Annotated in this window: 25 protein-coding genes, 1 tRNA gene and 1 pseudogene; 10 read left to right on the top strand and 17 right to left on the bottom strand. The window is 56.5% G+C overall.

Annotated features, from left to right (window positions below; translation table 11 throughout):
• Positions 1–50: 50 nt before the first annotated feature.
• Positions 51–629: a cupin domain-containing protein gene (locus tag V6M87_RS09140; RefSeq protein ID WP_332876300.1), complete on the bottom strand. Its 579-nt coding sequence runs from the start codon at positions 627–629 to the stop codon at positions 51–53.
• Positions 630–928: 299 nt separating this feature from the next.
• On the opposite strand from V6M87_RS09140, the gene V6M87_RS09135 reads away from it, so the two are divergent.
• Together V6M87_RS09135 and V6M87_RS09130 are read left to right on the top strand one after the other, a co-directional pair.
• Positions 929–1,225 (top strand): hypothetical protein, encoded by a 297-nt coding sequence (locus tag V6M87_RS09135; protein WP_332876299.1) that lies wholly within the window; start codon positions 929–931, stop codon positions 1,223–1,225.
• A 29-nt stretch (positions 1,226–1,254) separates the two neighbouring features.
• Positions 1,255–1,677, top strand: coding sequence for a hypothetical protein (locus tag V6M87_RS09130; RefSeq protein ID WP_332876298.1), 423 nt, complete (start codon positions 1,255–1,257; stop codon positions 1,675–1,677).
• 467 nt (positions 1,678–2,144) lie between these two features.
• On the opposite strand, the gene V6M87_RS09125 is transcribed toward V6M87_RS09130, so the two are convergent.
• Together V6M87_RS09125 and V6M87_RS09120 are read right to left on the bottom strand one after the other, a co-directional pair.
• On the bottom strand, positions 2,145–2,609 hold the full coding sequence (locus V6M87_RS09125; RefSeq protein ID WP_332876297.1) for a T6SS effector amidase Tae4 family protein: 465 nt from the start codon (positions 2,607–2,609) through the stop codon (positions 2,145–2,147).
• Entirely contained in the window at positions 2,606–2,887 is a 282-nt protein-coding gene (locus V6M87_RS09120; RefSeq protein ID WP_332876296.1) for a Rap1a/Tai family immunity protein, read from the bottom strand. Before V6M87_RS09120 ends, V6M87_RS09125 begins: the two co-directional genes overlap by 4 nt.
• A gap of 312 nt (positions 2,888–3,199) precedes the next feature.
• Here V6M87_RS09120 and V6M87_RS09115 point away from each other — a divergent pair, with 312 nt between their 5' ends.
• Complete coding sequence (locus tag V6M87_RS09115; protein WP_332876295.1) at positions 3,200–4,039, top strand: transposase; 840 nt, start codon at positions 3,200–3,202, stop codon at positions 4,037–4,039.
• A gap of 453 nt (positions 4,040–4,492) precedes the next feature.
• On the top strand, positions 4,493–6,112 hold the full coding sequence (locus V6M87_RS09110) for a sensor domain-containing diguanylate cyclase (RefSeq protein WP_332876294.1): 1,620 nt from the start codon (positions 4,493–4,495) through the stop codon (positions 6,110–6,112).
• A 316-nt stretch (positions 6,113–6,428) separates the two neighbouring features.
• Here V6M87_RS09110 and V6M87_RS09105 read toward each other — a convergent pair whose 3' ends face one another.
• The 5 genes from V6M87_RS09105 to V6M87_RS09085 form a co-directional block, all read right to left on the bottom strand.
• The gene (locus tag V6M87_RS09105) at positions 6,429–6,752 is read right to left on the bottom strand and encodes a DUF3761 domain-containing protein (RefSeq protein ID WP_332876320.1); all 324 of its coding nucleotides are present in this window, start codon (positions 6,750–6,752) and stop codon (positions 6,429–6,431) included.
• Positions 6,753–7,688: 936 nt separating this feature from the next.
• Positions 7,689–8,408, bottom strand: coding sequence for a hypothetical protein (locus V6M87_RS09100; RefSeq protein ID WP_332876293.1), 720 nt, complete (start codon positions 8,406–8,408; stop codon positions 7,689–7,691).
• Between the two features lie 152 nt (positions 8,409–8,560).
• On the bottom strand, positions 8,561–8,773 hold the full coding sequence (locus V6M87_RS09095; protein WP_332876292.1) for a KTSC domain-containing protein: 213 nt from the start codon (positions 8,771–8,773) through the stop codon (positions 8,561–8,563).
• Between the two features lie 9 nt (positions 8,774–8,782).
• Positions 8,783–10,540 (bottom strand): ATP-binding protein, encoded by a 1,758-nt coding sequence (locus V6M87_RS09090; protein WP_332876291.1) that lies wholly within the window; start codon positions 10,538–10,540, stop codon positions 8,783–8,785.
• Complete coding sequence (locus tag V6M87_RS09085; protein WP_332876290.1) at positions 10,530–11,726, bottom strand: SIR2 family protein; 1,197 nt, start codon at positions 11,724–11,726, stop codon at positions 10,530–10,532. Before V6M87_RS09085 ends, V6M87_RS09090 begins: the two co-directional genes overlap by 11 nt.
• 834 nt (positions 11,727–12,560) lie before the next feature.
• Between V6M87_RS09085 and V6M87_RS09080 the strand changes: the two genes are divergently transcribed.
• The 4 genes and pseudogenes from V6M87_RS09080 to V6M87_RS09065 all read left to right on the top strand — a co-directional run bounded on the left by V6M87_RS09080 (position 12,561) and on the right by V6M87_RS09065 (position 14,757).
• Positions 12,561–12,953, top strand: a complete 393-nt coding sequence (locus V6M87_RS09080; protein ID WP_332876289.1) for a plasmid mobilization protein — start codon at positions 12,561–12,563, stop codon at positions 12,951–12,953.
• Positions 12,943–13,356, top strand: a pseudogene (locus V6M87_RS27240) (relaxase/mobilization nuclease domain-containing protein); the annotation flags it as partial. The gene V6M87_RS09080 and the pseudogene V6M87_RS27240, both read left to right, overlap by 11 nt.
• A 328-nt stretch (positions 13,357–13,684) precedes the next feature.
• Positions 13,685–14,182 (top strand): IncQ-type mobilization protein MobB, encoded by a 498-nt coding sequence (locus V6M87_RS09070; protein WP_332876319.1) that lies wholly within the window; start codon positions 13,685–13,687, stop codon positions 14,180–14,182.
• A gap of 5 nt (positions 14,183–14,187) precedes the next feature.
• Positions 14,188–14,757, top strand: a complete 570-nt coding sequence (locus tag V6M87_RS09065; RefSeq protein ID WP_332876318.1) for a DNA-primase RepB domain-containing protein — start codon at positions 14,188–14,190, stop codon at positions 14,755–14,757.
• Positions 14,758–14,807: 50 nt separating this feature from the next.
• Here V6M87_RS09065 and V6M87_RS09060 read toward each other — a convergent pair whose 3' ends face one another.
• The 6 genes from V6M87_RS09060 to V6M87_RS09035 form a co-directional block, all read right to left on the bottom strand.
• The gene (locus V6M87_RS09060) at positions 14,808–15,053 is read right to left on the bottom strand and encodes a hypothetical protein (RefSeq protein WP_332876288.1); all 246 of its coding nucleotides are present in this window, start codon (positions 15,051–15,053) and stop codon (positions 14,808–14,810) included.
• A gap of 136 nt (positions 15,054–15,189) precedes the next feature.
• Positions 15,190–16,518 carry a tyrosine-type recombinase/integrase gene (locus V6M87_RS09055; RefSeq protein WP_332876287.1) on the bottom strand — a complete coding sequence of 443 codons (1,329 nt, stop codon included), beginning with the start codon at positions 16,516–16,518 and terminating at the stop codon, positions 15,190–15,192.
• 165 nt (positions 16,519–16,683) lie between these two features.
• Positions 16,684–16,760 (bottom strand) — tRNA-Met (locus V6M87_RS09050).
• Between the two features lie 81 nt (positions 16,761–16,841).
• Positions 16,842–17,795 (bottom strand): tRNA (adenosine(37)-N6)-dimethylallyltransferase MiaA, encoded by a 954-nt coding sequence (miaA, locus tag V6M87_RS09045; RefSeq protein WP_332876286.1) that lies wholly within the window; start codon positions 17,793–17,795, stop codon positions 16,842–16,844.
• The gene (mutL, locus tag V6M87_RS09040) at positions 17,795–19,654 is read right to left on the bottom strand and encodes a DNA mismatch repair endonuclease MutL (RefSeq protein ID WP_332876285.1); all 1,860 of its coding nucleotides are present in this window, start codon (positions 19,652–19,654) and stop codon (positions 17,795–17,797) included. Before mutL ends, miaA begins: the two co-directional genes overlap by 1 nt.
• Before the next feature lie 156 nt (positions 19,655–19,810).
• A complete protein-coding gene (locus V6M87_RS09035) occupies positions 19,811–20,710 on the bottom strand; it encodes a peptidylprolyl isomerase (RefSeq protein ID WP_332876284.1) in 900 nt (299 codons plus the stop codon).
• A 140-nt stretch (positions 20,711–20,850) separates the two neighbouring features.
• Between V6M87_RS09035 and V6M87_RS09030 the strand changes: the two genes are divergently transcribed.
• Positions 20,851–21,492, top strand: coding sequence for a VTT domain-containing protein (locus tag V6M87_RS09030; protein WP_332876283.1), 642 nt, complete (start codon positions 20,851–20,853; stop codon positions 21,490–21,492).
• Positions 21,493–21,586: 94 nt separating this feature from the next.
• Positions 21,587–22,654: a carbonic anhydrase gene (locus tag V6M87_RS09025; RefSeq protein ID WP_332876282.1), complete on the top strand. Its 1,068-nt coding sequence runs from the start codon at positions 21,587–21,589 to the stop codon at positions 22,652–22,654.
• 176 nt (positions 22,655–22,830) lie between these two features.
• Here V6M87_RS09025 and V6M87_RS09020 read toward each other — a convergent pair whose 3' ends face one another.
• The 3 genes from V6M87_RS09020 to tsaE are packed head-to-tail and all read right to left on the bottom strand — an operon-like array spanning position 22,831 to position 25,471.
• The gene (locus tag V6M87_RS09020) at positions 22,831–23,619 is read right to left on the bottom strand and encodes a D-hexose-6-phosphate mutarotase (protein WP_332876281.1); all 789 of its coding nucleotides are present in this window, start codon (positions 23,617–23,619) and stop codon (positions 22,831–22,833) included.
• Positions 23,616–25,022: an N-acetylmuramoyl-L-alanine amidase gene (locus tag V6M87_RS09015; protein WP_332876280.1), complete on the bottom strand. Its 1,407-nt coding sequence runs from the start codon at positions 25,020–25,022 to the stop codon at positions 23,616–23,618. Before V6M87_RS09015 ends, V6M87_RS09020 begins: the two co-directional genes overlap by 4 nt.
• Positions 24,968–25,471, bottom strand: a complete 504-nt coding sequence (gene tsaE, locus V6M87_RS09010) for a tRNA (adenosine(37)-N6)-threonylcarbamoyltransferase complex ATPase subunit type 1 TsaE (RefSeq protein WP_332876279.1) — start codon at positions 25,469–25,471, stop codon at positions 24,968–24,970. Before tsaE ends, V6M87_RS09015 begins: the two co-directional genes overlap by 55 nt.
• Positions 25,472–25,510: the final 39 nt, after the last annotated feature.

The following is a 25,510-nucleotide window of genomic DNA, read 5'->3' as shown; positions in this document are numbered from 1 at the left end:
GTTTCGCGCTCATCAATTTGTGACCCCGCACCGCCCTCTCTTACGGAAAATTAAGCGTGAGGATGAGAGAACCGATTTCCCTCAGCAGCCGCAAAGAACGCGTAGGTATAGATCATTTCTGTATCTCCTTCTGAAGATGTCGAAAATTCGTATGGTACCCCGTTTGGGACGAAGAACCAGTCACCAGGACCATATGCTTTTCCATCGAATGTAATACAGCCTTTTGTCACAACGCGCAGACCTCCGCCGGGATTTCCAACTTCGCCTTCCGGGTGAATGTGCGGTTGGACGACAGAATTTTTTGGGAAAATTGTTTTTGCAACGCGGATCGGCATCATGTCGATTGGGAGTTGCCATTTACGAATGTTGCTTCCAAAAGGAGTGTCTAATGGCATCGTACGCTCGGCCAGCATAGCTATTTCATCAAAGCATGATACGCGCTCAGGTTTCACGCCGGCCTTATGCATTTCTCGACGATTGTATCCTTCCCGCACGAGACCAAAGGTCTCAAGCTCGGATGCGGCATATTCACGCCTTTCTTCGTCGAATGGCATCGCCCTTTGTTGGGCGGCTCGCCTCAATGTCTCGTGTTCACAATCGCTGAGTGAAAAATTAGCATCAATATCCATGTCTATCCCCTTTTTGGCCAATAATTTAAATATTAAATTGAAACTTTTCGGTGCACTGTTTAATTTACAATATTTTATATGGACTGTCGATTTCTTTTGATACTCGCGCAGAAGATTCGGTGCGCAAGAACTTCTATTTGGGAAACAAGGCGCGTCGCAACTACTTGATTTTTCAGAGAATAGATTTTTAGAAAGCCAGTGAACTAGCGCTTCTTTAGACTCGTATGCTGTAAATACAACACCCAAGGAGATGAAATCTGGTTTAGCATTTATAATTCTTACTCTTTTTTGGACTTGCTATGTCGCAAACATATGAATTCAAAGCGGGAAGCTTTAAAAATGAACTATGGATTGGAGGAAAGAAGATTTTCAACAATTTAATTTCTGTAGACGTGGAATTCTTGACTGCAGGAAAGTGGGAGTGGGTAGTTGCTGACGCGAAAGGAACCGTTGTGAAAAATGTACCGCATGACGGTGGTGGCTGGACAAGTATCCATCTACCTTCACTTGGATTATATGGAGAGCACAGTATTGGATTTCACAACCTGTCACCGGGCGAGAAAAAGATCCGCTCCGGTGAAGTTACTTTTGGTTAACTTGGTAAAATTATATAGAGGGGAATAAAATGGATGTAAACATCTCACCGGATGACGATTTTGAATTTAACCGCGCTAATATTAAGAATATTTTAGCTGCTTATTCTGCTCTGGAAAAAAACGAGAGTGCCTTAATTAATTTCGTCAAAAACCCTGATGAATATATGGAAGCTGCGCTCGGCCCGGAAGAAATGAAAACAGGGCTACACTTCCACGTTCATTACGATGGAGTCCTCTATCCGGCTGATTCAGCGCCTTCCCACAACCAACTTGTATTTAGTTCAGAAATTCGCGTCGCTGCAAATCTCATTCCTGGAATCAAAGAAATAATTCAGAAAAAAACCCTCGATGACTTCGCGCGTGGAGGCGGCGCATATTGTAGCGGGTGCAAGAAATGTGCTATTGCACGAGTGGTAGCTTTCCCAAAACCTGAAGGACCAGATGTAAAGTAACCCACGCATATCGTTCGCTGCCCCGACGCTTGATCAAAAGGTGCTGTCGCGCTAACTGAGCATGCGACCTGATCAAGTAAAATGCGCACTCAACACTGCCTATCCGCCGTAGTGCTCAGTTTTGAGAATGCGTTTTCCGATCATTGTCGTCCAGAGCGGTATCCGCTGGGCGAACGGGGTCGGCGAACGGGGTCAGGTCTGCCGTTCCGACACGGTCTCAGCTATTCGTATATCAGCAAATTTCCAAAATTTGCACTGCTGTGGTTGTGAGTGAATAGCAGATCTGGTCTTTATCGCCAGTGTCGGGATGTGGGAACTGACCCGGCGCCCATGGGTAAAAAAGAGCAGCAGTGCGATATAAAAGTCGCGGATTTTGTGACGTCGACGCGTAACGCCGACGTCGATGGACTTGGAGACGATTCAGGGCGATCGCCGACCTGGACCGACCATCGCCCCAAGCAATCGCCTCAGCTAAGCGGCCAGAACCATACTGTCAGCGCAGAGAAGTAGCAGCTCCGGGCGCACCGTTGAAATCCGTGCTTTCCCATCCAGATCAAGTCGATGTGCCCGCCATCGCCGCCGCTGATGCGGAAGAACGACGCGACGCCCGTGCGCTTCCCGATGCCCGTCCGCGCCGCGGCCTCGTTGCGGTAGACCTCCGGGGTTCCCCATATTTTTTTGAGGATGTTGGACAGCTTGGCTTGCCCGGGCTCGATGCGGCGCCCATTGAGCGATCCGCCCTTGGCTTTCATTCGAGCGCCTGGCAGCATCACGCCCACTTTCAGCAGGGCGTAGCTCATGCGAATCGCGCACGTGTCTTCGTAAGCCGGATTGTTGACCAAATCCTTCCAGCCAATGTCGGCGAAAAGCTCGTCGCGCTTGGTCGCGCGAGGATATTGCCCCATCAGCGCACTGAACCGAGGGCGGCTCATGACTTGCTCTCTGCGGCGCAAGGAAAACGCTTGCCCAACGCCGCCGTGACCAGAGGCATGGCGTTGCCGTCGAGTTCTTTGGCGCTTAAATTCGCGAGCGCCTCGGTCACGAGGTAGTTCAGTTCGTGCGGTACGGCCTTGCGGTCGGGGCACCAACGCGACCCGACGGTGGCGTCCATAATTCCGTCCAGATAGCCCATGGCCCGCTCGCGCTTGACCGCATTGAGCGTCACGGCAGGATCGGCCATCATGTCGCGCACCAGTTCTTTGCCCGTCATGCTCGGCCGGTAGGTGGCCGCGCCAACGGCCTGCTCGGCGCGGGGTCAGTGCCCACATTCCAACACAGGCACATCAGTCGCTGAGTTAGTGCTCGGCGCGGGGTCAGTTAGCGGCGCGTGCTAGCGGCGCGGGGTCAGTGCCCACATTCCAATGCTAGCGGCGCGGGGTCAGTGCCCACATTCCAACACAGGTACATCAGTCGCTGAGCGGAGCATCATGGCTTTCGATGAAGCAACGCGAATTCTCGGGCAGATTGGCGTTACGTTGACTGCCGCCATGGTCGGCGCCTAGACGATCCGTACGCTGAGAGCATGACACGACCCCTGCGTATTGAATTTCCTGGAGCTCTCTATCACGTCACCGCTCGTGGCGACCATCGAAGCGTCATTTACGTTGATGAGGCTGATAGGCTCGAATGGCTGCGCGTCCTGACGAAAGTTTGCACACGGTTTAATTTTGTCATTCCGGCCTATTGCCAGATGGGAAACCATTACCACCTTATGGTCGAAACGCCAGAAGGTAACCTCAGCCAAGGAATGCGGCAACTAAACAGCGTTTATTCACTGTATTTCAACCGCCGCCATCGCCAAGTTGGTCATGTCTTCCAAGGGCGATTCAAGGGAATACTCGTTCAGAAAGAAAGCTATTTACTCGAACTCGCACGTTACATCGTCTTAAACCCGGTGCGTGCAAGATGCGTTCAGTCAGCGATCGAATGGGCGTGGAGCAGCTATCGAAGCACATTGGGAATGGCCAGCGCTCCACCGTGGCTCGATTCCGATTGGCTGCTTGGGCAATTTAGCAGCGTCAGGAACGACGCCTGCGCGGCCTATGAAAAATTCGTGGCCAATGGCGTCAATGCCGCAAGTCCATTGCGATGCGTTCAGTATCAACTTCTGCTGGGCGACCAAGCATTCGTCGAGCGATTCCTCGAACCGCCTGGCCCTGATGAACTGATCGCGGTCTGCAGGGAGCAGCGCCGCGTCGCCGCACTAAGTCTCGACCAGTATGCGACAAAATTTCCGGAGCGTGATCAGGCGATGGCGGAAGCATATTTCTCTACCGCGTTTACAATGGTTAAGATTGCCGACCATTTCCACGTCAGCTACCAAACCGTAAGTCGAGCGATCAGGCGCTTTGAAAAAGCCTGATTGCGCCGAGCTTGAGATGCTTCTGCACGAATTTCGACTAGATGAATGCATCGGTAGCTCGACCAACGATCCCGGGCGATCAATCACTGACGAGCCTGTGTTGGAATGTGGGCACTGACCCCGTGAATTTCCACGGGCGATCAATCACTGACGAGCCTGTGTTGGAATGTGGGCACTGACCCCGTGAATTAGAACCACATCCACGGGCCGCCCATGCTCAACTTTCGCGACTCGATACCCAAGGATTTTTTCAGGCGTGTAGCGGCATTAGACGGAATCGCTGAGGCGGCGCTGGCAAAGGCGGCAAAGGGTAAATAATTTCCTTTATGCAATTCAAATGCCGAAAGGTACGCGATCTAGTACTATGGGCTATTGCGGCACCATTGCTAGAGCGGCCAGCAGACGGGCTCGGCGAGGGTGCCGCGCCCATCTGAAGCGACTGCAGGAACTTACATGCGCGCTATACCGTTATTTTCTTTCCTGCGCCGCGCCGGCGCCCAGCTGCCCGGCGCCGATGGCGCCCCCACCACGCGCATCAGCCTGCTTGAAGGCAAGAAGCGCCCGATGACATTTGGTTCCTTGCTCTTCATCGGGCTGGTGGCATTTGCCATGGTGTGCCTGGAAGGAATGTCGCTCTACCGCACCTATTACAACGAGCTCGAACAAGCGCAGGTTGCGACGTTCAATATCACCAATGCGGCGGCGCAGCACGCGGAGAAGACGGTCGAGTTAATCGATGCGATCCTGTATGGCGTTGTCGAGCGGGTGAACAACGACGGCATTGCGCTCGACCAGCCGCGCTTACAGACGCTGATCGAAGAACGCGTCAACAAAATTCCGGCCTTACAGGGGCTGTTCGTCTACGACGCCACCGGCAACTGGCTCATTTCGTCCGCTGGCAGTACGCCGGCCAACGCGAATAACGCCGACCGGGACTACTTCCGCTATCACCAGTCCCATGTCGATCGGGGCATGCGTATTGGCAAACCCATCATCAGCCGATCGTCGGGCGTGTGGGTGGTGCCAATGTCGCGCCGCCTGCAGGACAAGGCGGGAAATTTTTCAGGCGTGGCGCTGGCTACGGTGCCTATCCGCTACTTCCAGGACTATTACTCCAGCTTCGACCTGGGCCGTAATGGCGCCATGCTGTTGGCTCTGGCCGACGGCACATTGATCGCGCGCCGGCCATATATCGCGAATGCCATTGGTACCAACATTGCCAATGGCGCGGTCATGACGATGTTTCGCGAACTGGGCGACCACGGTTCCGGAATGCGCATTGCCAAGCTAGATCGCGTCGAGCGCCAGTACAGCTATCGCAAGCTGGCGGCGTCCCCGCTGGTCGTCTCGGCGGCATTGGCGAAGGATGAGATTTTTGCGTCGTGGTGGGCCGAAACCTGGCGCGAATGCGCGGTGGTGGCACTGCTGCTGGTTATCCTGCTGTTCATCGGGTCGCGGCTGTTCCGCCAGATTCTGATCCGCGACGGCATGGAGCGCGAACTGCGCCAGATGCACCAGGCGTTGGAAGAAAGCGTGCTGGAACTCGACCGCCTGGCCCGCACCGACGGGCTGACCGGGCTGTCGAACCGGCGCTGTCTGGGCGAGCGCGTCGACACCGAACTGGCGCGCGCGCGCCGCCAGCACACCCCGCTGGCTATGATCATGATCGACATCGATTTCTTCAAGAAGTACAACGACAGCTACGGCCACATTGCCGGCGACGCATGTCTGAAACTAGTCAGCGCGGCGATCGACGACGCTACCCGGCGCCCAGGCGACCTGGCGGCGCGCTACGGCGGCGAAGAGTTTTCGGTGATGCTGCCCAACACCGACTTGGAAGGCGGCATGGCCGTCGCGCGCCGCATCTGCGCCGCCGTGGTGGTGCTCAGGGAAGCACACCGTGCCAGTGACTTTGGCATCGTCACCATCAGCGCCGGCGTCTACGCCTGCGTGCCCGATACCAGCATCGACGCGAGCACGCTGTTTGCGCACGCCGACCAGGCCCTGTATGCGGCCAAAACGTCCGGGCGCAACCAAGCCGTGGGCAGCGCGGCGCAGCCGGCGATGGTCTAGCCGCCAGCCGCCAACCTGTCCAGCGCGCGCAGGTCGTCGGCCAGGACGCGCCGGAAGACCAGCCGACGTTCCGCCTGCTCCACTGTGGTCGCGTTCGCGCCGACATTCTGCCCCGCTGCGTGACGCCCTAGTGCTATTTATTCATGCTGGATCTATGACCATTACTGGCTTCGAAGAAGATGCATTCTCGAAAAAATGCCACGCACGGTAGGGTGTCAGGTCCGGCAAAACGACATTTTTGAATTACTTCGATGAGGTTTTGTCGATACAAAGCTTGAGCGTACTGATCGCGTCGCCAACTACGCCGCGCAGCTATTTATAGCCAGCTGCTAACCCCGCCATGGTGTGAGCAGGTGCCCCGACGGTGTTGACTGAAGCTATACGTCCCATCACGACACTTGGCGCTGGCGCCGTCTGGAATCTGGTTTTCCACTGCCTTTGCGGGTGAGTGAACCGTTTGCCCGTCCGTGTTCTGGTAATGGTCGTGAGATTGCAACGCGCGTTCGTCCGGTTCCGCGCGACTGACTGGCGCGGAGGTTGACGTTGCTAGTGACGGGGGCGTTGATTGGCGCTGAGCATGTGCTGTCGGTATTGCAACCGCGAGTGCGAAGACGGCGGCGGTAAGCAACTTCATCAGCATCAGCAGGATCTCGCTCGGAGCGTCGTCCACGTGCGCCGCGACAAATTCATCATACCCTTGCAGTTCGGAAAAACACTATCTGATTGTCAACTTCGGTGCGCCGTGGAAGTATGGCTGCAGTTCAATGCAAAAAAGCCGCAGCACTCTTGGTGAGGGCTGCGGCTCTTTCGGTACTGCTGAATTCTTGGTGGGATAGGTGAACGATTCGGAACAGCTGGAAGCCGCATGGGTGCTGGGTTCTAGCTGCTCAGTTAACAGAAATTGGCTCTACTATTGATATCAGTAGAGATCGGCTAAAAAGTGCGCGTTACGGCGTAACAAATCAATGAAAATTGATTAACTCTAACAAATTGGAAGCGAATTCCCAACGCTAGTTCCCGGAATATTTTTGTCGACCTGGCGAACTCATGTGTATGTATTATCCGACGAGCTTGCTGAAAGACAGGTGTATCCATGGCTTAGGCGGAGCCGCGCCTAATGCAACAATCCCAGGATGCACCTTAAATTATCCACGCTCGTCCTACGTTACGCTGTAACAGGAACTCAGACGATGATTAAAACGACGTTCAAGGAGATAGCGATGGTAATGACAGCAACGAAGCGACGAGCAAAGTATCGAGCAAGCAGGGCAATTAACGGCAATTTCCTGTTTGGCCCTAGACAGAAAGAATTCCGACTATCATGCAGTGCGCGAGGCCCGCAGGCTAGTCGGAATAGAATGCAAGGGCCTGTGCAATTTTTGCCCACCGACTCCTTCCTAATGCCCTGTCTCTCCATTTGGCGTAGCGACAAATTCATTGCCAACAGAACATTCCTATCTAACCGCTATTTAAGTTTAGCAACGAATTTTACTTATGTTTCACCGGGGGAATCTCCGTTTTCACTGACCTAGATGGAGGCGCTGGTGGCGGCGGAGGCGGTGGCGGGCGTGTTGGGTTAGTGGCCATGTTGAGGAGGTGGCGGAGGCGGTTGTTTGTGGGTTATAGGAGCGTCACGAACTACTCTCACAGGCGGCGCCGGTGGCGCAGGAGGTGGTGAGGTCACCGATGGCTGATTCATAGTTTCTCCTTTCAACGGAATGGATGACAGGATTTTAATCTCTGATGGTTTACTATGCAACGACTTGTCAAGTGATCCAAGGAAATAGAAAATAAAAGCAAGAGATGTCGCACCTACGGCAAAAAATAACCAGTATATGGTGTTGCTATAATAGTACGACCTTTTTTCGTTTATCTCGGAATTTGTTGTCGCGCATTCAATATACCTTTCCTGAACGCTGTTTTTTATTGCACTATGAACAAGATTTTCCTGGTCTGCAACTGGTTCGCCTTCATATGTCACAACACATTCCCGGTGATAATCATCCCACGTTTTTGCTAATGCGGTTTTGCTATAGAAATAACCCCATGCAGATCTTCCGCAAAAATATCCGCTCGTTATTATGAAAATGGCAGCAATAAAAAATAAAATGTAGAAAGAGGTCACCCATAAACTGGATAAATCTCGGTCAATGTTTTGACCCATAAAGCCAAGGGCACCGATGGTTGCTGTAATTAATGTTATCGGAATCTGAACCCGTGTATGCATTTGCTCACGGGCTTCTAATTCGTGAAAATATAATTTTTCATAAAATTCAAATCGTTCTCGATCGTTCAAATCTTCTCCTGATATACTGCTATCAATGAAGTCCGCTACCGTCTGATTCTATGAATTTGCCCTAACTTCTTGACGGCGGGAATTGTTGGGTGGAGCTATTTAAAAATTTTCCTGCAGCAACCTCTTCCTTGATTATTTTAGGTACTCAATATTTATCCAACTCGACTTTCAGGGTACTGATTTTTTATATTCGCATGGAAATATTTTCCATGCGATTCGCAACTGTCGAATTCACTCCAAAAAAATTCCGGAAAATTCATATATTGCCATACCGCTCCCGATTTGAATTCGATTTCGAGGGTCGAATTTTGTAAGTCATATCCAATGCTTGCAATATTTGATGACGTAACGCTCCTACGTTCCATATTAATCCTTTATAATTTCTGTTCACGAATTCTAGTCACTACTAATTTATAGTTTTCTAGGCTCGGTGCGTGTGTCTGACTCCAGCATGCCACTAACTTCGGATCCTCGCTTGTTGGACGTGGATTATTCAACTTTAACCTTACACGAGAAGGAATCTTAATGGCCTCACCTGAAATAACCGCTTCGCCAATTCGTAGCGAAGGAAGTAGATCCATCAGGCTACTGAGATTATCTGGTGCCGCAGACTTTACAATCGACTGATCGCTCGAATTTGTAAGTCGGAGAGCTATAAAAGTACCGATTTGAGCTAGGATCGTCTCAGATAGTTCAGATGGCCTTTGTGATATCACCAATGCCCCTACACCGAACTTTCGGCCCTCCTTAAATATTCGTTCGACTGCCGCCTTGGAGTAGGAACTTCTGTCATCCTTGCCAAGATAGGTGTGCGCTTCTTCAAACGCTAACAGTAAAGGTCGTTTTTTTCCAGTGTAGGGTTCGTTCCTACCCCAAAACATACTGTCATAAACAAAACGCGTGATAAGCCCTATGGTAATATCCAAAACTTCAAAAGGGACGCCGCTTAAATCTAAGATTGCTAATTTATTTTGGCTTCCAATCCAATCAGTAAGTAAATCGTGCAAATCCTTACCAGATTCGGCGGTTTTATATTCTCCTGGGTCAAATAAAAAATCAAACCTTGAGTCGCGTAGACGAGACAAAATCTTCCGTTCATACGAAAAAAATTCGATATGCTTAGATTTATAGGGTGCTGCGTTGTTCATTGCGTACGGTGTAAAGCTTGCAGCGATTAATTCTTCACAACTGCCTTCTGAGATCATTTCGGCCGTTACGTCATTTTGCTCATCTTTTGCGGCAGTGGAAAAAGTGGCATTCAATCTCCAGTTCATCTCAAACCACAACCTGCGCGCTGAGAAAGGAATAGGCGAATCAGCAGTGACGTAATCGCTGTTAACAATCCCAGACTTTAGATTGAGGTTTTCTTTTTTTAAATTTGTCACTAGGTCTCTAAGCATCCGATACTCTACTTTTTGTTCATCACGGCTGTCCGCGCCAACAAGGAAGAAAGCAAGTTCCTCAAATGTCATTAACCAGAACGGAATGACAAGCGGGGATGCCGCATCTGAAATTCTCAAAACCTTTGCATCGGGAAATGCCGTCGCATATTCGCCGTGAGGATCGACTAATATCACTCGCGATCCGGCATACCCGTTCAAAATTGACTTCAGAATACTAACCGTCGTATTCGATTTTCCACTTCCAGTGGAACCTAATATCCCACAGTGGCGAAGAACCAAATTGTGAGTGTCGACATAGACACCCAAATTTTCGGAAGATGAATGTTTTCCGATTTCTATAGATCCAGTATCACTTACGCCATATATATCTAATAAATCGGCTTCGATGACCAGGTGAACTTCATCATTTATTGTAGGGTAAGTGCCAACTCCTTTCTCAAATTCGTTGTCACCTACTTTTTCGCCGATAAGTTGCACGGATAGGTACCTCGACGCCGATTTTTCTATCTGTACTATCTCACTACCTGGGCGATCACTCACAGCTGCGACTATACCGTAAATAGTTATATTCCCCATTGGCATTTTAACAAACGTTCCAATTTGTCCGATCTTATAAATTCGTCCTTTTATGATTGGCGCCGCCGAAGGTATTTCGCTAGAAAGTTCGACCTCTACAATGTTAGAATCGACACGAATAACTTGACCTAGATAGGTAGAATCAGTTTTCATTGACTGCAACCTCGATTTCACCGCTGCGACCAGAGTTTTCAACAAGGAAATTTACTAGATGGTTAAAGTCCCCCAGAAGCATCTTTCCATTTTCATTATCCCAATACGTATTGGTATTTTCTTTTAATTTTAAGTTCGCCTCGACAAAGTTTAGCTTGCCAAGTACACCATTTACTATTGCTTTTGTCGGGCCGAATGCCGTTAAGTTAAGATATCCGCTTGCTATTTGATGTAGTCGTTCAACTTCATAATCTGCATAAAAGAAGACGATTATGCTTAATCTGTTATTTTGGCGTAAGCAATTAAATATAATTTCATTTATATGCTGGTCGAGGAACGAATACCCGGTAAATATAAATAGCAACTCGCCAGAGAGAAGATAATTTCGCAAACGATCAAAGTACACTAAAAATGGCTGGCGGCGAGACGAATCATATTTATCCTTGGACGGATAAATCACTATCTCGCTTTTCTCTTCCTCTATTTTTTCTATTTTTCCTAGCCTAACCACTTTGTGAGAACCAGACGAACTCTTTTTCCAAAACCAACTCAGAGAGCCGTGGATCTTCCAAAGTCTTATCCAGTTTTCGGTTAGATCCGCTTTTCGTACAAAACGTTCGACGCTTTCCTGCCAAAAAAAGGGTTCGTATGATCCTACGAACCCATCAAAATACGGAACACGTATTGACTCCAGCGATCGCTCAATTAATAAATCATAGTTGGTAGTAAATATTTCTTTCGATTGTTCACGATTTTGCATGCTTAGCCATGATAGAAAGCGCTTTGGTACCGTCAAATCAGCTATTGCTTCCGCATCAGTGAGTATATTGTAGATAATCCGACAGATTTGCACATCAAGCTGCCTAGATTCGATGCCAGTAATTCCATCAAAGTTACTATCTTCTCGCTCTGCAGTTATCTCGCGAATGCGACGTGTTTGATTTAATATATCCTCAATACTAATTTTTTCACTTGGATACTTAATTTCAAGATCTTTTTTCACTCGTTTAAAAAGACCAAGTAAGGGTTCTGTCAGCTCTTGCTCTATCTTTCCTGTTAGCTGCGCTATATTTGGCAATCCCAGCGCACAAGAACTCCCAGCACCCATAAAGAAACCGATATTCTTCGAGTAAGATAGCTGAGTCTTTAATTCTCGTGCCTCTCTAATAACGTCAAAATCTTGCATTCATTACCCTCACAAAGGTTTCTATTTTGCAATAATATGCCATCGGCATAATTACACGGACAGCGTAAGTCTTCTTATTTGGTTCATGCTGTAAAGATTAACACGGATTATCGATATGTTCGTTCGAAATATTTTTCTCGATTATTGGTAAAGTTGAAAATTATGGCAATGGACTCTGAACTCTCCGCTAACGGCGTGTTTTTTTAAGCCACCATCGAGACGTGACGAGTGCCGACAGCCCGAGCGGGCTTCATTTGTTTAGAAATAGTGCTGTAACCCACCAAGTACTTTGATTTTTAGGAACGGAGCAAAGAAGGCCCTCTTGAATAAGGCCACAACATCGTGATAGCGAGGCCCTCGGAAGACCATCTATGGGCTTGGTTTATTTTTACCGTTCAGCGTAGGCGCACCACTCTCACCTGGCGCACTGCGCTTGAGAGCTGCGGCGGTTGCATAGCCTCCGTAATTTCTCTTTTGGTTTGCTAGGTTCAGTTGCGGGGATGCGACATAATTGTTTGGCAGTAGCAACGGAAACTAGACGCGGCCCAGTTCGCCTGAGGTACCTCCGCGGGCCAACTTCGGATGAGCTAGGACGTACGTGGACGTTAGCGGATTCAGTCCAATTCCAGGTATTGGATGGGCAGTTTTTTGCTCAGCTGCAATTTAATCCGAGGTTTGAGCGCGCGCAGCGTAAGTAGGTGCAAGGTGCATAAATTGGTAAGCGGATAGTCGCCGATTCGGAGCAAGCCATGTTTTCGCTTCGCTCAAACGGCTTGCCCTGCGGGGCCATCTCGCTCCGCTCGTCACCAACCCAGCACAGCCTGCAGCCAGCGCATGCCTACCGACAATCTAAAACGCAGATCAACCGGCGGCCGCCCAAAAGGCGATCCCGCGTTACGCCGTAACGAAACCATCGGCGTGCGCGTCTCCGCCACCGAATACGCCGCCCTGCGAACCAAGGCGGCAATGATGCACATGCCCCCCGCCCAATGGCTGCGCGAAGCGGCATTAACCCGCAACCTGCCACCACCCCCAGTCGCCCCCATCAACCGCGAGCAATACGCCGAACTGGCCCGCCTCTCGGCCAACCTGAACCAGCTCGCGCGCCTGGCCAATGAAGGTGACCGCGTAACAGTCGACGATGGCTTATTAAAACGCGTGGCAACCGAAACCCGCCGCCTGCGTCTCGCACTCCTTGGCATCGAAGGACACGACAATGATCGCTAAAGCCATCAAAGGAAAAGGCTTCCGCGGCGCCCTCGAATACGACCTTAAGAAAGAGCAGGGCCGTATCATCGACACCAATATGGACGGCCGCGGACCGCGCGAACTGGCCGCCGAATTTGGCGAGATCCGCAAGCTGCGACCCAACCTTGGCAAAGCGGTATTGCACGTGTCGCTGGCAGCATCCCCAGGCGAACACCTGACCGACGCCCAATGGGTAAAAATTGGTCAATACTATATAAACGGTATGGGCCTGAACCAAAACCAGTACGTCATGTCTCGCCACACTGACACCGAACACGAACACATTCACATGGTCATCAACCGCATCCAGTTCGATGGCAAGGTCACCAGCGACAGCCACGATTACCGCCGCCAGGAATTTTTGATGCGCGCACTTGAACGTGACCTCGGATTACGCCAGATTGAAAGCTCGACGAAAACCGAGCGCCGCGCCGCGACAAAAGGCGAGATCGAAGAAGGGCTTCGCACCGGGAAGCCATCTACCCGCCAGCAACTCCAGCAGCTTTGCGATGCGGCGGCAAGTGACTGCGACACCTTCACACTTTACGCCGAACGCTTAAACGCGGCGGGTGTGGACCTGGTGCCGGTGACGCAGCTTGACGGCACAAAGATGTCTGGTCTGTCCTACCGACTCGACGGCGTGATGATGAAAGGAAGTGACCTGGGCAAGCGATACAGCCCGGTTGGATTAGCCAAACATGGAGTGAGCTATGTCAAAGAGCGAGACTATGAAGCAGTTGGCCGCTGCATCGAACGCAGCGCGCTTGAGCGAGTTGGGGCAGGGGATCGAAACCTTACGGACAGCGAAAATAGCCAGCGCGGACCAGTTGGCGTCGATGCTGGAACCTCTGGCACAGGCAATGGCGGCGCTGACGGACGAAACACGCGAGACGATGTCGGTGATGGCGCGGCAAGGCAGGGAGCAGGGCGACCAACTGAGGATGCAGATCGAAACGGCATCGAGCGCCTGGAGCAAGGCGTCGTCAGAAGCGCAGCAGGTAGCGCAGAACCTGGAAGCAGCGACCCGACAAACGGAATGGCGCCAGTACACGTTAGCGGTAACGACCGGGTTGATGACGGCGCTGCTCGTGAGCGCATTCTGGCTCTGGCTGGCGCCACCCACGGTGCAGAACCACCTGGACGCCAAGGAAGTGGTGGACATACTGCGCCCCGAGATCGCACCCGCGAAGCCGTCCAGAGGCAGATAGCGGCGATGGGCGCGGAACGATACGAAGTCGTCATCACCCATGCCAAGACGGGCCAGCAAACGAAGCGGGAATGGAGCGCCGCCGAATTGATGGCTGGCGTGCAGTGGTTGAAACGACTGAACGCCCGCGGTGGCGACATCCTCGTCCGTCCGCTTGGCGGTACTGAACTGCGCCTGATTGCATCGCTTGATGCTGATGGTTTGAACAAGTTACGCAGCCGGGGCCTGGCACCGGCGGTCATAGTCGAAACCCGCACCGGACAGTTTGACGCGTGGATGAAGTTGGCCGATCAGCCGTTATCGCCAGCGCTGCGTGATGTGCTGCTGGCGCGCCTGATGCATGGTTTTGGCGAGGCCGCGCAGTACGGCCGTCTCGCCGGATTCACCAATCAGCAAGCCGAAGCCAACGCGACAGGTCGACAACCTTTTGCGTTACTGCATAACGCCACTGGACAGGTGGCGCCGGCAGTGAAGCAATATCTGGCTGACCTTCACCAGAAGAGCCGAGACCAGTTGGATAAACAACGCGAGCAGGGTGCTGCGAGACGGCCAGATAGCCGCAGCCGCTCCCGATAAGTAATCTTGCCGCGGCGGTATGCTACACCCCAACCTGACTTGAATTGTTGTTATGTCGCCTGCGCGTCAATCCACGCTTTCGCCCGATCGTGCGCGGCGTCGACCGCCTCTGCTTCGGTAGCGAACGCGGGGCTTTCAGTGATGTTCTCTTGATGGGCAGGCGAACCGTGGTTCGTCTGCGCGGACTGGCCGGCCGATTGAACAGAGAAAATGCTGTGGTATTTTCCGCTGCCAGCGGGTGTTGCCATGGCGACTATCGCGTAGCCCTTGTAATCCTGATGTTGAATGCTGGGCATGCTGTTCCTTCGATGTTGAAAAAGCAATCCTAGCATAGCCCCTTGCCGCTTTGACGCGGCATTGACGGACGGGAAACGTGGGGGCGTTCCGGCGACCGGCAGTTTCCTGGAAGCCGCCGGTCAATTGCTGGTCCCATCAAATCCAGTCCAGGCCAATCACCTCAGGGCTTGCCGGTGGCGCCGGGGCTTCTGCGGCGACCGGGAGGGTTGCGACAACCGGGCTGGCCGCGACGACCGGGCTGCCTGCGACAACGTCCAGGTAGTCCGCATATTCCTGCATCATGACTTTCCGCTCTTGCAGGAACATCGCCCTGTCGTACGCCTCGCCGTAGGTGTCGCCCGAGAGGTGCGCCAGCTGCCGGTCCACCACTTCATGACGGTACCCCAGCCGCTCTTTCAGCACTCCCATGGCCAGCGACCGGAACCCGTGCCCCGTCATCCTGCCCGCGTAGCCCATTCGCTTGAGCGCCGCGAGGATGCCGAAATTGCTGGTCGGGCGGCGCCGGTCATTCCGGTTCGGGAACAGATACTCGCCGCGGCCAGTGAGCGTGTGCAGTTCGCGCAGCAGCACCCAGCCCTGGCGCGGCAGGTGCACGTGGTGATCGACCTTGCGCGGGTTGATCTTCTTCTTGCCCATCTTCATGCGATCCCATTTGATGATCCAGACTTCGTTCTCGAAATCGATCTCGGACCACGGCGTCTGTGTCAATTCACTGGTGCGCACGAACACCATAATCATGAGCCGCAGCATGATCCGCGTTTGCATGAACATGGTGAACTCGTGTTTGTTCAACGCTTGCAGGAACTCGGGTAACTCGTCCGGGGTGATGGCCGGATGGTGGCCCTTGTTCCTGGGCTTGAGCGCACCGCGCAGGTGTGGGATAGGATCGTAGTCAGCCCGCCCGGTCGCAATGGCATACCGGAAGACCTGCCCCGAGAACTGCGCGCAGCGGCGCGCCATCTCGGGGGCGCCACGCTCCTCGATCCTGCGCAGGGCGGTCAGCATCTGGGGCGCCTTGATTGCGGTGATAGGGTGGTTGCCAATGGCCGGAAAAATATCGTTCACAAGCCGTTGCAAGACGTTCTTCGAAGTGCTCTCCTTCCAGCTGGATTTCATGTGCGCGTGCCACTCCCGCGCGATGACTTCGAAGGTGTTGGCATTGGCGACGTTGCGATTGTATTTGGTGGCGCGCCGTGCCGCGGCAGGGTCGATGTCGTTGGCGATCATCTTCCTGGCGTTCAACCGCTTTTCGCGTGCGTCGGCCAGGCTGACGACCGGGTAGGCGCCAAAGGAGAGACGGGTTTTCTTGTGGTTGGTCTGCGTGTAGCTCATCCGCCAGTACTTCCTGCCGAGCGGGGTGACTTCGAGGTAGAGGCCGCCGCCGTCGGAAAGCTTGTAGATTTTGTCGCGGGGCTTGGCGGTTTTGATCCGCAGATCGGTGAGGGGTTGGACGTTTCTGGGCATGATAGGGCCATCCGGTTTTTTGGTAGGGCCAAGTTCGACGCTGGCTGGCTCCAAAAAGTTCGGACGGTGCGGGACGTTCCGGGACGACCAAACGCAAAAAAGCCGCAGTCTCATAGGGAGAACTGCGGCTTCTTGGACTTCCTGGTACCTTGGAAGATGAATTCTTGGTGGTGATAGGTGGACTTGAACCACCGACCCCAGCATTATGAATGCTGTGCTCTAACCAACTGAGCTATATCACCGAACAGACCAAGATTATAGAGATCCTGATTTTTCCTGTCAAGCACTCCGCGTGAACTTGTTGAGGCGCAAGACGCACACTCTCAAACCTGCAGCGCCGCCACCCGCGCGACCAGCGTCTCGGTTGCATCCGGCGCCAGGCAATCGATGACGATCCGTTCCGGCATGGATCGCAGCCAGGTCAGCTGACGCTTGGCCAGCTGGCGCGTGGCGATGATGCCCAATTCGCGCAGCGCAGGGCGGTCCACCGTGCCGTCGAGGTAATCCCACGCCTGCCGATAGCCCACGCAACGCATCGACGGCAACGCTGGGTGCAAGTCCCCGCGCGCGCGCAGGCGCGCCACCTCGGCCACCAGGCCCGTGTTATCGCTGGTTCCCAGCATCTGGTCGAAGCGCACGGAGATGCGCTTGTGCAGCACCGCCCGGTCGGACGGCTCCAGCGCAAACGACACCAGCTCGAACGGCAATTCCAGCTTGCTGCGGCCCGACAGCAGCGCCGACATCGGCTGGCCCGTCAATTCGATAATTTCCAGCGCCCGGTTGATGCGCTGGGCGTCGTTTGGTTTTAGCCTCTCTGCCGTGATCGGGTCGAGCAGCGCCAGGCGCGCGTGCAGCGCCGGCCAGCCGTCGCGCGCGGCTTCGGCGTCGAGGCGCACGCGCAGCGCGGCGTCGGCGGTCGGTAAATCGTCCAGGCCGTCGGTCAGGCCCTTGAAATACATCATCGTGCCGCCGACCAGCAGCGGCAGCGCGCCACGGGCGGCGATCTCGGCGACCAGGCGCAAGGTGTCGGTGCGGAACTGCATCACGGAATACGCGTCGAGCGGGTCGATGATGTCGATCAGATGGTGCGGTGCGCTGGCCAGTTCTTCCGGCGACGGTTTTGCCGTGCCGATGTCCATGCCGCGGTAGACCAGCGCCGAGTCGACCGAGATGATTTCGACTTTGCGCGTGCGCGCAATCGCCAGCGCGGCGGCGGTCTTGCCGGACGCGGTCGGGCCCATGATGGCCACCGCCAGGGGTTTCTGCATGGCTGACATCACTGGCCGCGCAGAAACAGTTTGTCGAGCGCGCCGATTTCCAGCTGCACCCAGGTCGGGCGGCCGTGGTTGCACTGGTCGGCGCGCTCCGTGCTTTCCATCTGGCGCAGCAGCGCGTTCATTTCGGGTACGGCCAGGATGCGATTGGCGCGCACCGCCGTGTGGCAGGCGAGGGTGCCGAGCAGTTCATTCCTGCGCTCGATCAGCACGCGCGAGCCGCCGTATTCGCGCACGTCGCGCAGCACGTCGCGCGCCAGCGTCTGGGCGTCGGCGTTTTTCAGCAAGGTTGGCACGGCGCGCACCGCCAGCGTCGTCGGCGACAAGGCGCCGATGTCGAAGCCCAGCGCCGTCAGCGTGTCAGCGTGTTCGGTGGCTGTGCTCACTTCCACGGCGTCGGCAAAGAAGGTCACCGGGATCAACAGTGGCTGTACCTGCATCTGTTGTCCATCGACCTGGGCATCGAGTGCATTCTTCAACTGCTCGTACAAAATGCGTTCGTGCGCGGCGTGCATGTCCACCAGCACCAGCCCGCGCTCGTTCTGCGCCAGGATGTAGATGCCGTGCAGCTGCGCCAGCGCGAAGCCGAGCGGGAAGGCGTCGTTCGACAGCGGCTGCACAGGTTCTGCATACGACATCACGGGCGACGACGCCGCATTAAACAGCGCGCCATAACTTTCCATCTTTTGCGCCACGCCGCTCGGCTGGGCATCCCAACGGCTGCCCGGCGCATACGGCGACGGAGAGAACGTCGGCGACAAGGCATTCCCGAAGCTGACCTGTTCATGCGCGCGGCGCGGCTCCGATCCGGGCAGCTGGGCGGCGGACAAGGGCGCCGGCACGCTGCCGTGCGCGGTGGCCGAGGTCTGCGCCAGCGCGCGCTGCACCGCGTGGAACACGAACTGGTGGACCGCGCGGCTGTCGCGGAAGCGCACTTCGATTTTAGACGGGTGGACGTTGACGTCGACCAGCGCCGGGTCGAGTTCCAGCGCCAGCACGTACGACGGGAAGCGGTCGCCGTGCAGCACGTCCTGGTAGGCGGCGCGCACCGCGTGCACCAGCAGTTTGTCGCGCACGAAGCGGCCGTTCACGTAAAAGAACTGGCCGTCGGCGCGCGCCTTGGAGGCCGTTGGCAAGCCAGCGTAACCCTGCAGGCGCAAGGGGCCGGCGGCTTCGTCAATGTCGATGCGCGCTTCGGCGAAATCGCTGCCGAGGATGTGGGCGCTGCGGCGCGCCATGTCGGTCACCATCCAGTGGTCGATGGTGCGGCCGTTGTGCGTCAGGTTGAACGACACGTCCGGGCGCGCCAGCGCAATGCGGCGCACGACTTCGGCGCAGTGGCCGTATTCGGTCTGCTCGGATTTCAGGAATTTGCGCCGCGCCGGGGTGCTGAAGTACAGGTCCTGCACGTCGATGGTGGTGCCGCACGCGCCCGACGAGGGCGCCACCGTGCCCGCATGCGAGCCGACGATTTCAAACGCGTGCGGCGCATCGGCCGTGCGCGAGGTGATGGCCACCGCTGCCACCGAGGCGATCGAGGCCAGCGCTTCACCGCGAAAGCCCAACGTGCCGACGTTTTCCAGGTCGTGCAGCGAGGCGATCTTCGAGGTGGCGTGGCGCGCTAGTGCCAGCGGCAACTGCTCGGGCGCGATGCCGCGGCCGTTGTCGGTAATGGCGATGCGCTTGACGCCGCCTTCTTCCAGCCGGATGGTGATTTGCGTGGCGCCGGCGTCGAGGGCGTTTTCCAGCAGCTCCTTGACGACAGCGGACGGGCGCTCGACCACTTCACCGGCCGCAATTTGCGAGATGAGCTGGTCGGGCAGGGCCTGGATCGGGCGGACAGTGGGGACGGGGGCGTTCATGGGGCGATTATACCCGTCGGGGGATCGCGCAAAGCGCGGTGAGAATGTTGAAATTAATCGTGAATCTGTGATGCAATCTCAATCACCTTCGTCCGCAAAACCGTCAGGTTCGCCAATGGCGAGCATGACGGTCTCGGATGCAGTGGTGTAAGCACGCTAAGGCACCGCCCGCACCGGAATCTGCGCATTGCACAAGTCCACCTTGCCCACCGCATACTTGGTCCACGGCCCGCCCCGCTTGCGCTGCGCGTCCAGCACGGCCTGGTAGGTGGCGCCGTCGGTGCGCATCACTTCCAGGCGGCTGCGCTGCTCGAGCGGCACATCGGCCGCCACGCGGAAAGTGGCAATGGGCACGTGCTGCGACGGCTGCTCATAAAAGCCCAGCGGCCCGGTTCCGCGCGGCAGCGTGGTCAGCAGCGACATCCCGGCCACCACCCGCCCTACCACCGTGATGTTGCGGTCGAGGTGGCGCGGTGCGTGGCCGATGACCACGTACAGCGAACTGCCGCCGCCCGAGTCGGCCGCCGTATCGCGCCCCACGCCCACCATGCCGTAGCAGTGCGTCAGCCACGCCAGCCCGGTTTTCGGGTCGCGCGCCACCGGGAAGCCGTTGGCGTGGCCCACCTCCGGCGCATACACGTCGCCGTCCGGCAGGCGCACGAACGCCGGCGCGCTGCTTGCGGGAATGGTGAACTCGGCCGGCAGGGTGGCCTTGGCCGTCTTGAACGGGCGCGGGGTCTTTTCGTCGGCGTCGCCCCACTGCACCACGTAATTTTCCTGCGCGCGGATCACCGCCAGGCCGTCGAAATAATTCTCGCGCGCAAGCAGGCGGATGTTGGCGGCGTGCTTGGGTGCAAAGCTTGGCGCCAGTTCGATGACCACGCGTCCGCCCGGTACCTCCATGTACAGCGTGTTGACAGGATCGAGCGCGCGCCAGTCGGCCGGCTTTGATCCTTTGACAACGTCGGCGACGGTGGGGCGCGGCGGCAACTCGGCGGCGCGGGCGCTGCTTAGCGCCAGTAGCGCGCCGATGCAGGTCCATTTAACACGATGCATGCAGGTCTCCTCTTGTGGATGGGTCGTCTCAGCTTGTAGACTGGAATATAGCATTCGCACTGGGCGAACTGGCCGCCGTTTTTGCGTCTTGACGGGCGCGGACAGGTGGTATGATGCGCGGCACCCTTTTAGGAAAATTTATGGATTTTGCGCACTTTTTCGACCTGATTCTGCATGTCGATAAAACCATGGGCATGTTGCTCAACGAGTACGGCGTGTATGTCTACGCAGTGTTGTTTGCGATTGTGTTCTGTGAAACTGGTCTGGTGGTCCTGTTTTTCTTTCCGGGCGATACCTTGCTGTTCATTGCCGGCGCGTTCTGCGCCACCGGCGAAATGAGTTATCCGCTGCTGACGGCGCTGCTGGTGGCCGCGGCCATCATGGGCAATACGCTCAATTTCTGGATCGGCGCCAAGATCGGCCAGCGCGTGTTCACCCACGATTACCGCTGGCTCAACAAGGACGCGCTGCGCAAAACCCACAACTTTTTTGAAAAACACGGCGGCAAGACCATCATCCTGGCGCGCTTCGTGCCGGTGGTGCGCACCTTCGCGCCGTTCGTGGCCGGCGTGTCCGACATGACCCATACGCGTTTCCAGCTGTTCAACATCACCGGCGCCCTGGCGTGGGTGGTCAGCCTGGTCACGGCCGGTTACTTCTTTGGAAATATCCCGGTGATCCGCGACCACCTGACCATCATCGTGCTGGTCGGCGTCAGCGCCGCCGTGGTGCCGATCATGGTGGGCGGCCTGTGGAAATTTGGCCGCAGCATGATGCGCTGATTGCGGTTTTTACCGGCTTGCCACTCTGCCAGCCTCAAGTTTTACCCGGTTTGCGCCGATAAACAAGGAAGTTAGTCTTCTTCTTTGGAATTTCATGCGCAACCTGATCGTCCTGTTCGCTTGCAGCCTGGTGATGTCAGTCGCCGGCGCGAACGAACCTCCCGCCGCCAAACAGGCCGTGGCCGCCAAACCGGCTGCGGCGGCGTCTGCCTCGGCGTCCGCCACTGCCGCGGCCAAAGAGCCATCGATCAAGCCGGTGCTCGGCAAGCCTGCCGTTGCCGAAAAATCCGCGAAAGCCGACCGCGCCAAGGAAGACGAGGCCGAGCTCGACCTGTCCGAGCGCATCGCCGTGCGCCTGGCCGAAATGCGCGCCACGCAAGCCGCGCGCGCCGCGAATGCGGCCAAGGCCCAAAAAATCGCCGAGGCGAAGAAGCGCGAAGCCGCGATCATCGCCGCCACGCCACCACCACCGCCGCCACCGGCGCGCGGCACCCACTGGACCTATGACGGCGAAAGCGGCCCGGGCAACTGGAGCAAGATCAACGTCGACTGGGGCAAGTGCAGCACGGGCACGCGCCAGTCGCCGATCGACCTGCGCGACGGCATCAAGGTCGACCTGGAACAGATCACCTTCGACTATCACCAGAGTTCCTTCAGGGAAGTCGACAATGGCCACACGATCATGGTCACCGTTGGCGGCGGCAATTTTATTACCGTCAACAACCAGACTTACGAGTTGCAGCAGTTTCACTTTCACCGCCCCTCCGAAGAGAAAATCGCCGGCAAGGGCACGGAGATGGTGATGCACCTGGTGCACAAGAGCGCGGAGGGTAAACTCGCTGTGGTGGCTGTTCTGCTCGAACGCGGCAAGGCGCATCCGCTGATGCAGACCGTGTGGAACAACCTGCCGCTGGAAAAACTGGAATCGGTGTCGCCGACGGTGGTGCTCGATTTGATGGAAGCGCTGCCGGCCAGGCGCGATTACTTCACCTTCATGGGCTCGCTTAGCGAGCCGCCATGTACCGAGGGGGTGCTGTATATCGTCATGAAGCAGACCATGCAGGCGTCGCCGGCGCAGATGGCCTTATTTTCGCGCTTGTATCCGTTCAATGCACGGCCGGTGCAGCCGACCAATGGGCGGGTGGTCAAAGAGTCGAATTGAGGTAGCGCGGTTTTTGCCGCCACACCCAAAACCGTCGCCCCGGCGCAGGCCGGGGTCCATAGCAAGCCCGATTTGCTCTTTAGAACCCGCGAATAGCGCCACAAACGCGTACGGGTTATAGGCCCCGGCCTTCGCCGGGGTGACGGTTTTTAAGTCAACAGGAAATGAGCGCCGTCTCAGCGCACGCTGTATTTGCCCCGCCAAACGTCATCTTCTTCCAGCGTCAGCAGCTTGAGCACCGCCGGCTCGACGCAAACAAAGCGCTGATATTCGTCGTCTTCCATATCCGATAAAGCCGCAGCATCGGCCGCGCCCGGGTTCCAGACCACGGCATCGGTAAACCCCGACTGCTTCACCTGCAAGGTGATCGCGCCCGTATCGATCGCCATCTCGCCCGCGACCTTGCTGTAGATCTCGTCGACATTCCCGTCGATCGACAGTGCATCCGCCGCCACGCCAGAGATGCGCACCTTGGCAACATCGGCCACCGCAAAATACGTATGCAGCGCCGCCGCAAACGCCAGCGGCTCCTCGCCGGTATTGCGCACTTCCAGGTCCATCGCCAGCGTATTGCCCTTGATGCCGATGCGCAGCGCCAGCGAAAACGAGTGGCGCCAGGCGCGCGCGTATTCCGGTTTCAGATCTTCCTCGGCCAGCGTGAACAGCGCAATCGCCTCGCCGTCCTCGACGCCGCTGTCCAGTAAATGCCAGTCGCTCACGCGTGCAAAGCCGTGGCGCATGCCCTTGCCCTGTTCGGCAAACTGCGGAAAAATCACCGGCACGCCGCCACGGATCGCTTTCGATCCGTCCAGCACGGACGCGGCGCTGCAGAACAGGCGCTCGCGGCCATCGGTGCCCTTCCACGACACCAGGTGGGCGCCGAACAAGGTGACGATGGCTTCGGCGCCATCGGGTGCGCGCAGCAGTACGGCCGGCAATTGGCCGAAGGTGGTCTCGCTGATCATGACGTCATCCGGCTCTTGGCCAGCGGTGGGTTGTTGGCAAAATAATTCTTGATGCCGCTGGTGATGGCGTCGGCCAGCTTGTCCTGGTAACTGCCGTCGCGCAGCTTGGCTTCTTCTTCCGGGTTCGAGATGAACGCTGTCTCGACCAGGATCGAGGGAATGTCCGGCGCTTTCAATACCGCAAAGCCGGCCTGCTCGACCGCGCCCTTGTGCAGCCGGTTGATGCCGCCGATGTGGCCCAGGACGGCTTTGCCCAGCTTCATGCTGTCGTTGATCTGCGCCGTGGTCGACAGGTCGAACAGCACCCCGGCCAGCTGGCGGTCATGGGTGCCCATATTGATGCCGCCGATCAGGTCGGCCTTGTTCTGGTCGTTGGCCAGCCAGCGCGCCGCGGTGGAGGTGGCGCCCTTTTCGGACAGCACGAACACCGAGGAACCACGCGCGCTTGGCACCACGAAGGCGTCGGCGTGGATCGAGACGAACAGGTCGGCCTGCACTTTTCTCGCCTTTTCAACGCGCGTGCCCAGCGGAACAAAATAATCGCCATCGCGGGTCAGCATCACGCGCACGTTGGGCAAGGCTTCGAGCTTGGCTTTCAGGCGCTTGGCCACTTGCAGCACCACGTCTTTTTCGCGCAGGCCGGTGGCGCCGGTGGCGCCCGGGTCTTCACCACCGTGGCCCGGATCGAGCGCGACGGTGATCAGGCGCGAGACGTCCGGCAGCGCCGGCTTGCTGTCGCGGCGCGGCACCGGGGCCGTGGTCTGGTTGGTGCCGGCAATTTCCGGCTCCAGGCGCACGCCCGGTTCAATCGGCGGCGGCGTGATGGCCGGCGGCGGGGCAGGCACGGCGGCCGGCGGCGCCGGTGTGACGGCGACGGCGCCATCCTTGTTCCAGTCGCCTTGCTCGATCATGCGCGCGATCGGGTCGACCGGCTGCACCGGATACAGGTCGAAAATCAGGCGGTGCTTGTAGCCGGCCACCGGTTCCAGGGTGAATACCTGCGGCTTGACTTCTTCTTTCAGGTCGAACACCAGGCGCACCACGTTCGGCCGGTTCTGGCCCACGCGCACCTGCTTGATGTACGGGTCATTCGACTGGATCTTGGCCACCAGGCTTTTCAGCGTGGGGTTTAATTCCAGCCCTTCGATGTCGACCACCAGGCGCGGCGGATCGGGCACGATGAAGTGCGAGGCTTTCAGATTGCTGTCGTTTTCCAGCGTCACGCGCGTGTAGTCGGGCGCGGGCCAGACGCGCACGGCCATGATCTGGGCGGCGCCGGCGCGCAGCGGCGCGAACACGGACAGCAGCAAGGTGCCGCCCGCTTTGAGCAGGATTCGGCGCCGCCGCTTCAGCGTGGTGGGAGATTCGGTAACGTCGGGCGAAAATTCAGGCGGTCGAGGCATAGCAGACCCAGTGGAGACAACGGCTGCAATTCTACCTCACGGCCCAGCCCGGCGACATGTAACGTAATGTGCAAATCTGGCTGCGGCAACACCGGTTCGCCTTTTTCCGGCCACTCGACAATACAAATGTTGTCACCATCAAAATCTTCCCGGAAACCGGCGTCGAGGAATTCTTCCGGGCTGGACATCCGGTACAGGTCGTAGTGGATGACGTTGACGGGCGCGCCATCCAATACCACGGTGTACGGCTCCGACAAGGTATAAGTGGGACTTTTGACGGTACCCTGGTGGCCGGCCGCGCGCAGCAGGGCGCGGGTGAGCGCGGTTTTGCCGGCGCCCAGGTCGCCATGCAGATAGATCACCAGCCCGCGCACCAGCGCGCGCGCGAGGGCGGTGCCGAGTGCGTCGGTGGCGGCTTCGTCGGGGAGGAAAGCTGTTACTGTTTGCATCGCATAAAATGGTGGATTGAATTTCACAAACGTGTCGCC

This window comes from Massilia sp. S19_KUP03_FR1, from assembly GCF_036688685.1.
Taxonomy (GTDB): domain Bacteria; phylum Pseudomonadota; class Gammaproteobacteria; order Burkholderiales; family Burkholderiaceae_D; genus JALYUM01.
Note: the sequence above shows the minus strand (reverse complement) of the source record. Positions and strands in the feature narration are given on the sequence as shown.

Excerpts from the sequence above, each read along its gene's own strand:
- V6M87_RS09140 (WP_332876300.1), bottom strand. The coding sequence starts at position 629 with ATGGATATTGATGCTAATTTTTCACTCAGCGATTGTGAACACGAGACA.
- V6M87_RS09135 (WP_332876299.1), top strand. The coding sequence starts at position 929 with ATGTCGCAAACATATGAATTCAAAGCGGGAAGCTTTAAAAATGAACTA.
- V6M87_RS09130 (WP_332876298.1), top strand. The coding sequence starts at position 1,255 with ATGGATGTAAACATCTCACCGGATGACGATTTTGAATTTAACCGCGCT.
- V6M87_RS09125 (WP_332876297.1), bottom strand. The coding sequence starts at position 2,609 with ATGAGCCGCCCTCGGTTCAGTGCGCTGATGGGGCAATATCCTCGCGCG.
- V6M87_RS09120 (WP_332876296.1), bottom strand. The coding sequence starts at position 2,887 with ATGACGGGCAAAGAACTGGTGCGCGACATGATGGCCGATCCTGCCGTG.
- V6M87_RS09115 (WP_332876295.1), top strand. The coding sequence starts at position 3,200 with ATGACACGACCCCTGCGTATTGAATTTCCTGGAGCTCTCTATCACGTC.
- V6M87_RS09110 (WP_332876294.1), top strand. The coding sequence starts at position 4,493 with ATGCGCGCTATACCGTTATTTTCTTTCCTGCGCCGCGCCGGCGCCCAG.
- V6M87_RS09105 (WP_332876320.1), bottom strand. The coding sequence starts at position 6,752 with ATGCTGATGAAGTTGCTTACCGCCGCCGTCTTCGCACTCGCGGTTGCA.
- V6M87_RS09095 (WP_332876292.1), bottom strand. The coding sequence starts at position 8,773 with ATGGAACGTAGGAGCGTTACGTCATCAAATATTGCAAGCATTGGATAT.
- V6M87_RS09090 (WP_332876291.1), bottom strand. The coding sequence starts at position 10,540 with ATGAAAACTGATTCTACCTATCTAGGTCAAGTTATTCGTGTCGATTCT.
- V6M87_RS09085 (WP_332876290.1), bottom strand. The coding sequence starts at position 11,726 with ATGCAAGATTTTGACGTTATTAGAGAGGCACGAGAATTAAAGACTCAG.
- V6M87_RS09080 (WP_332876289.1), top strand. The coding sequence starts at position 12,561 with ATGCCTACCGACAATCTAAAACGCAGATCAACCGGCGGCCGCCCAAAA.
- V6M87_RS09070 (WP_332876319.1), top strand. The coding sequence starts at position 13,685 with ATGTCAAAGAGCGAGACTATGAAGCAGTTGGCCGCTGCATCGAACGCA.
- V6M87_RS09065 (WP_332876318.1), top strand. The coding sequence starts at position 14,188 with ATGGGCGCGGAACGATACGAAGTCGTCATCACCCATGCCAAGACGGGC.
- V6M87_RS09060 (WP_332876288.1), bottom strand. The coding sequence starts at position 15,053 with ATGCCCAGCATTCAACATCAGGATTACAAGGGCTACGCGATAGTCGCC.
- V6M87_RS09055 (WP_332876287.1), bottom strand. The coding sequence starts at position 16,518 with ATGCCCAGAAACGTCCAACCCCTCACCGATCTGCGGATCAAAACCGCC.
- miaA (WP_332876286.1), bottom strand. The coding sequence starts at position 17,795 with ATGTCAGCCATGCAGAAACCCCTGGCGGTGGCCATCATGGGCCCGACC.
- mutL (WP_332876285.1), bottom strand. The coding sequence starts at position 19,654 with ATGAACGCCCCCGTCCCCACTGTCCGCCCGATCCAGGCCCTGCCCGAC.
- V6M87_RS09035 (WP_332876284.1), bottom strand. The coding sequence starts at position 20,710 with ATGCATCGTGTTAAATGGACCTGCATCGGCGCGCTACTGGCGCTAAGC.
- V6M87_RS09030 (WP_332876283.1), top strand. The coding sequence starts at position 20,851 with ATGGATTTTGCGCACTTTTTCGACCTGATTCTGCATGTCGATAAAACC.
- V6M87_RS09025 (WP_332876282.1), top strand. The coding sequence starts at position 21,587 with ATGCGCAACCTGATCGTCCTGTTCGCTTGCAGCCTGGTGATGTCAGTC.
- V6M87_RS09020 (WP_332876281.1), bottom strand. The coding sequence starts at position 23,619 with ATGATCAGCGAGACCACCTTCGGCCAATTGCCGGCCGTACTGCTGCGC.
- V6M87_RS09015 (WP_332876280.1), bottom strand. The coding sequence starts at position 25,022 with ATGCCTCGACCGCCTGAATTTTCGCCCGACGTTACCGAATCTCCCACC.
- tsaE (WP_332876279.1), bottom strand. The coding sequence starts at position 25,471 with ATGCAAACAGTAACAGCTTTCCTCCCCGACGAAGCCGCCACCGACGCA.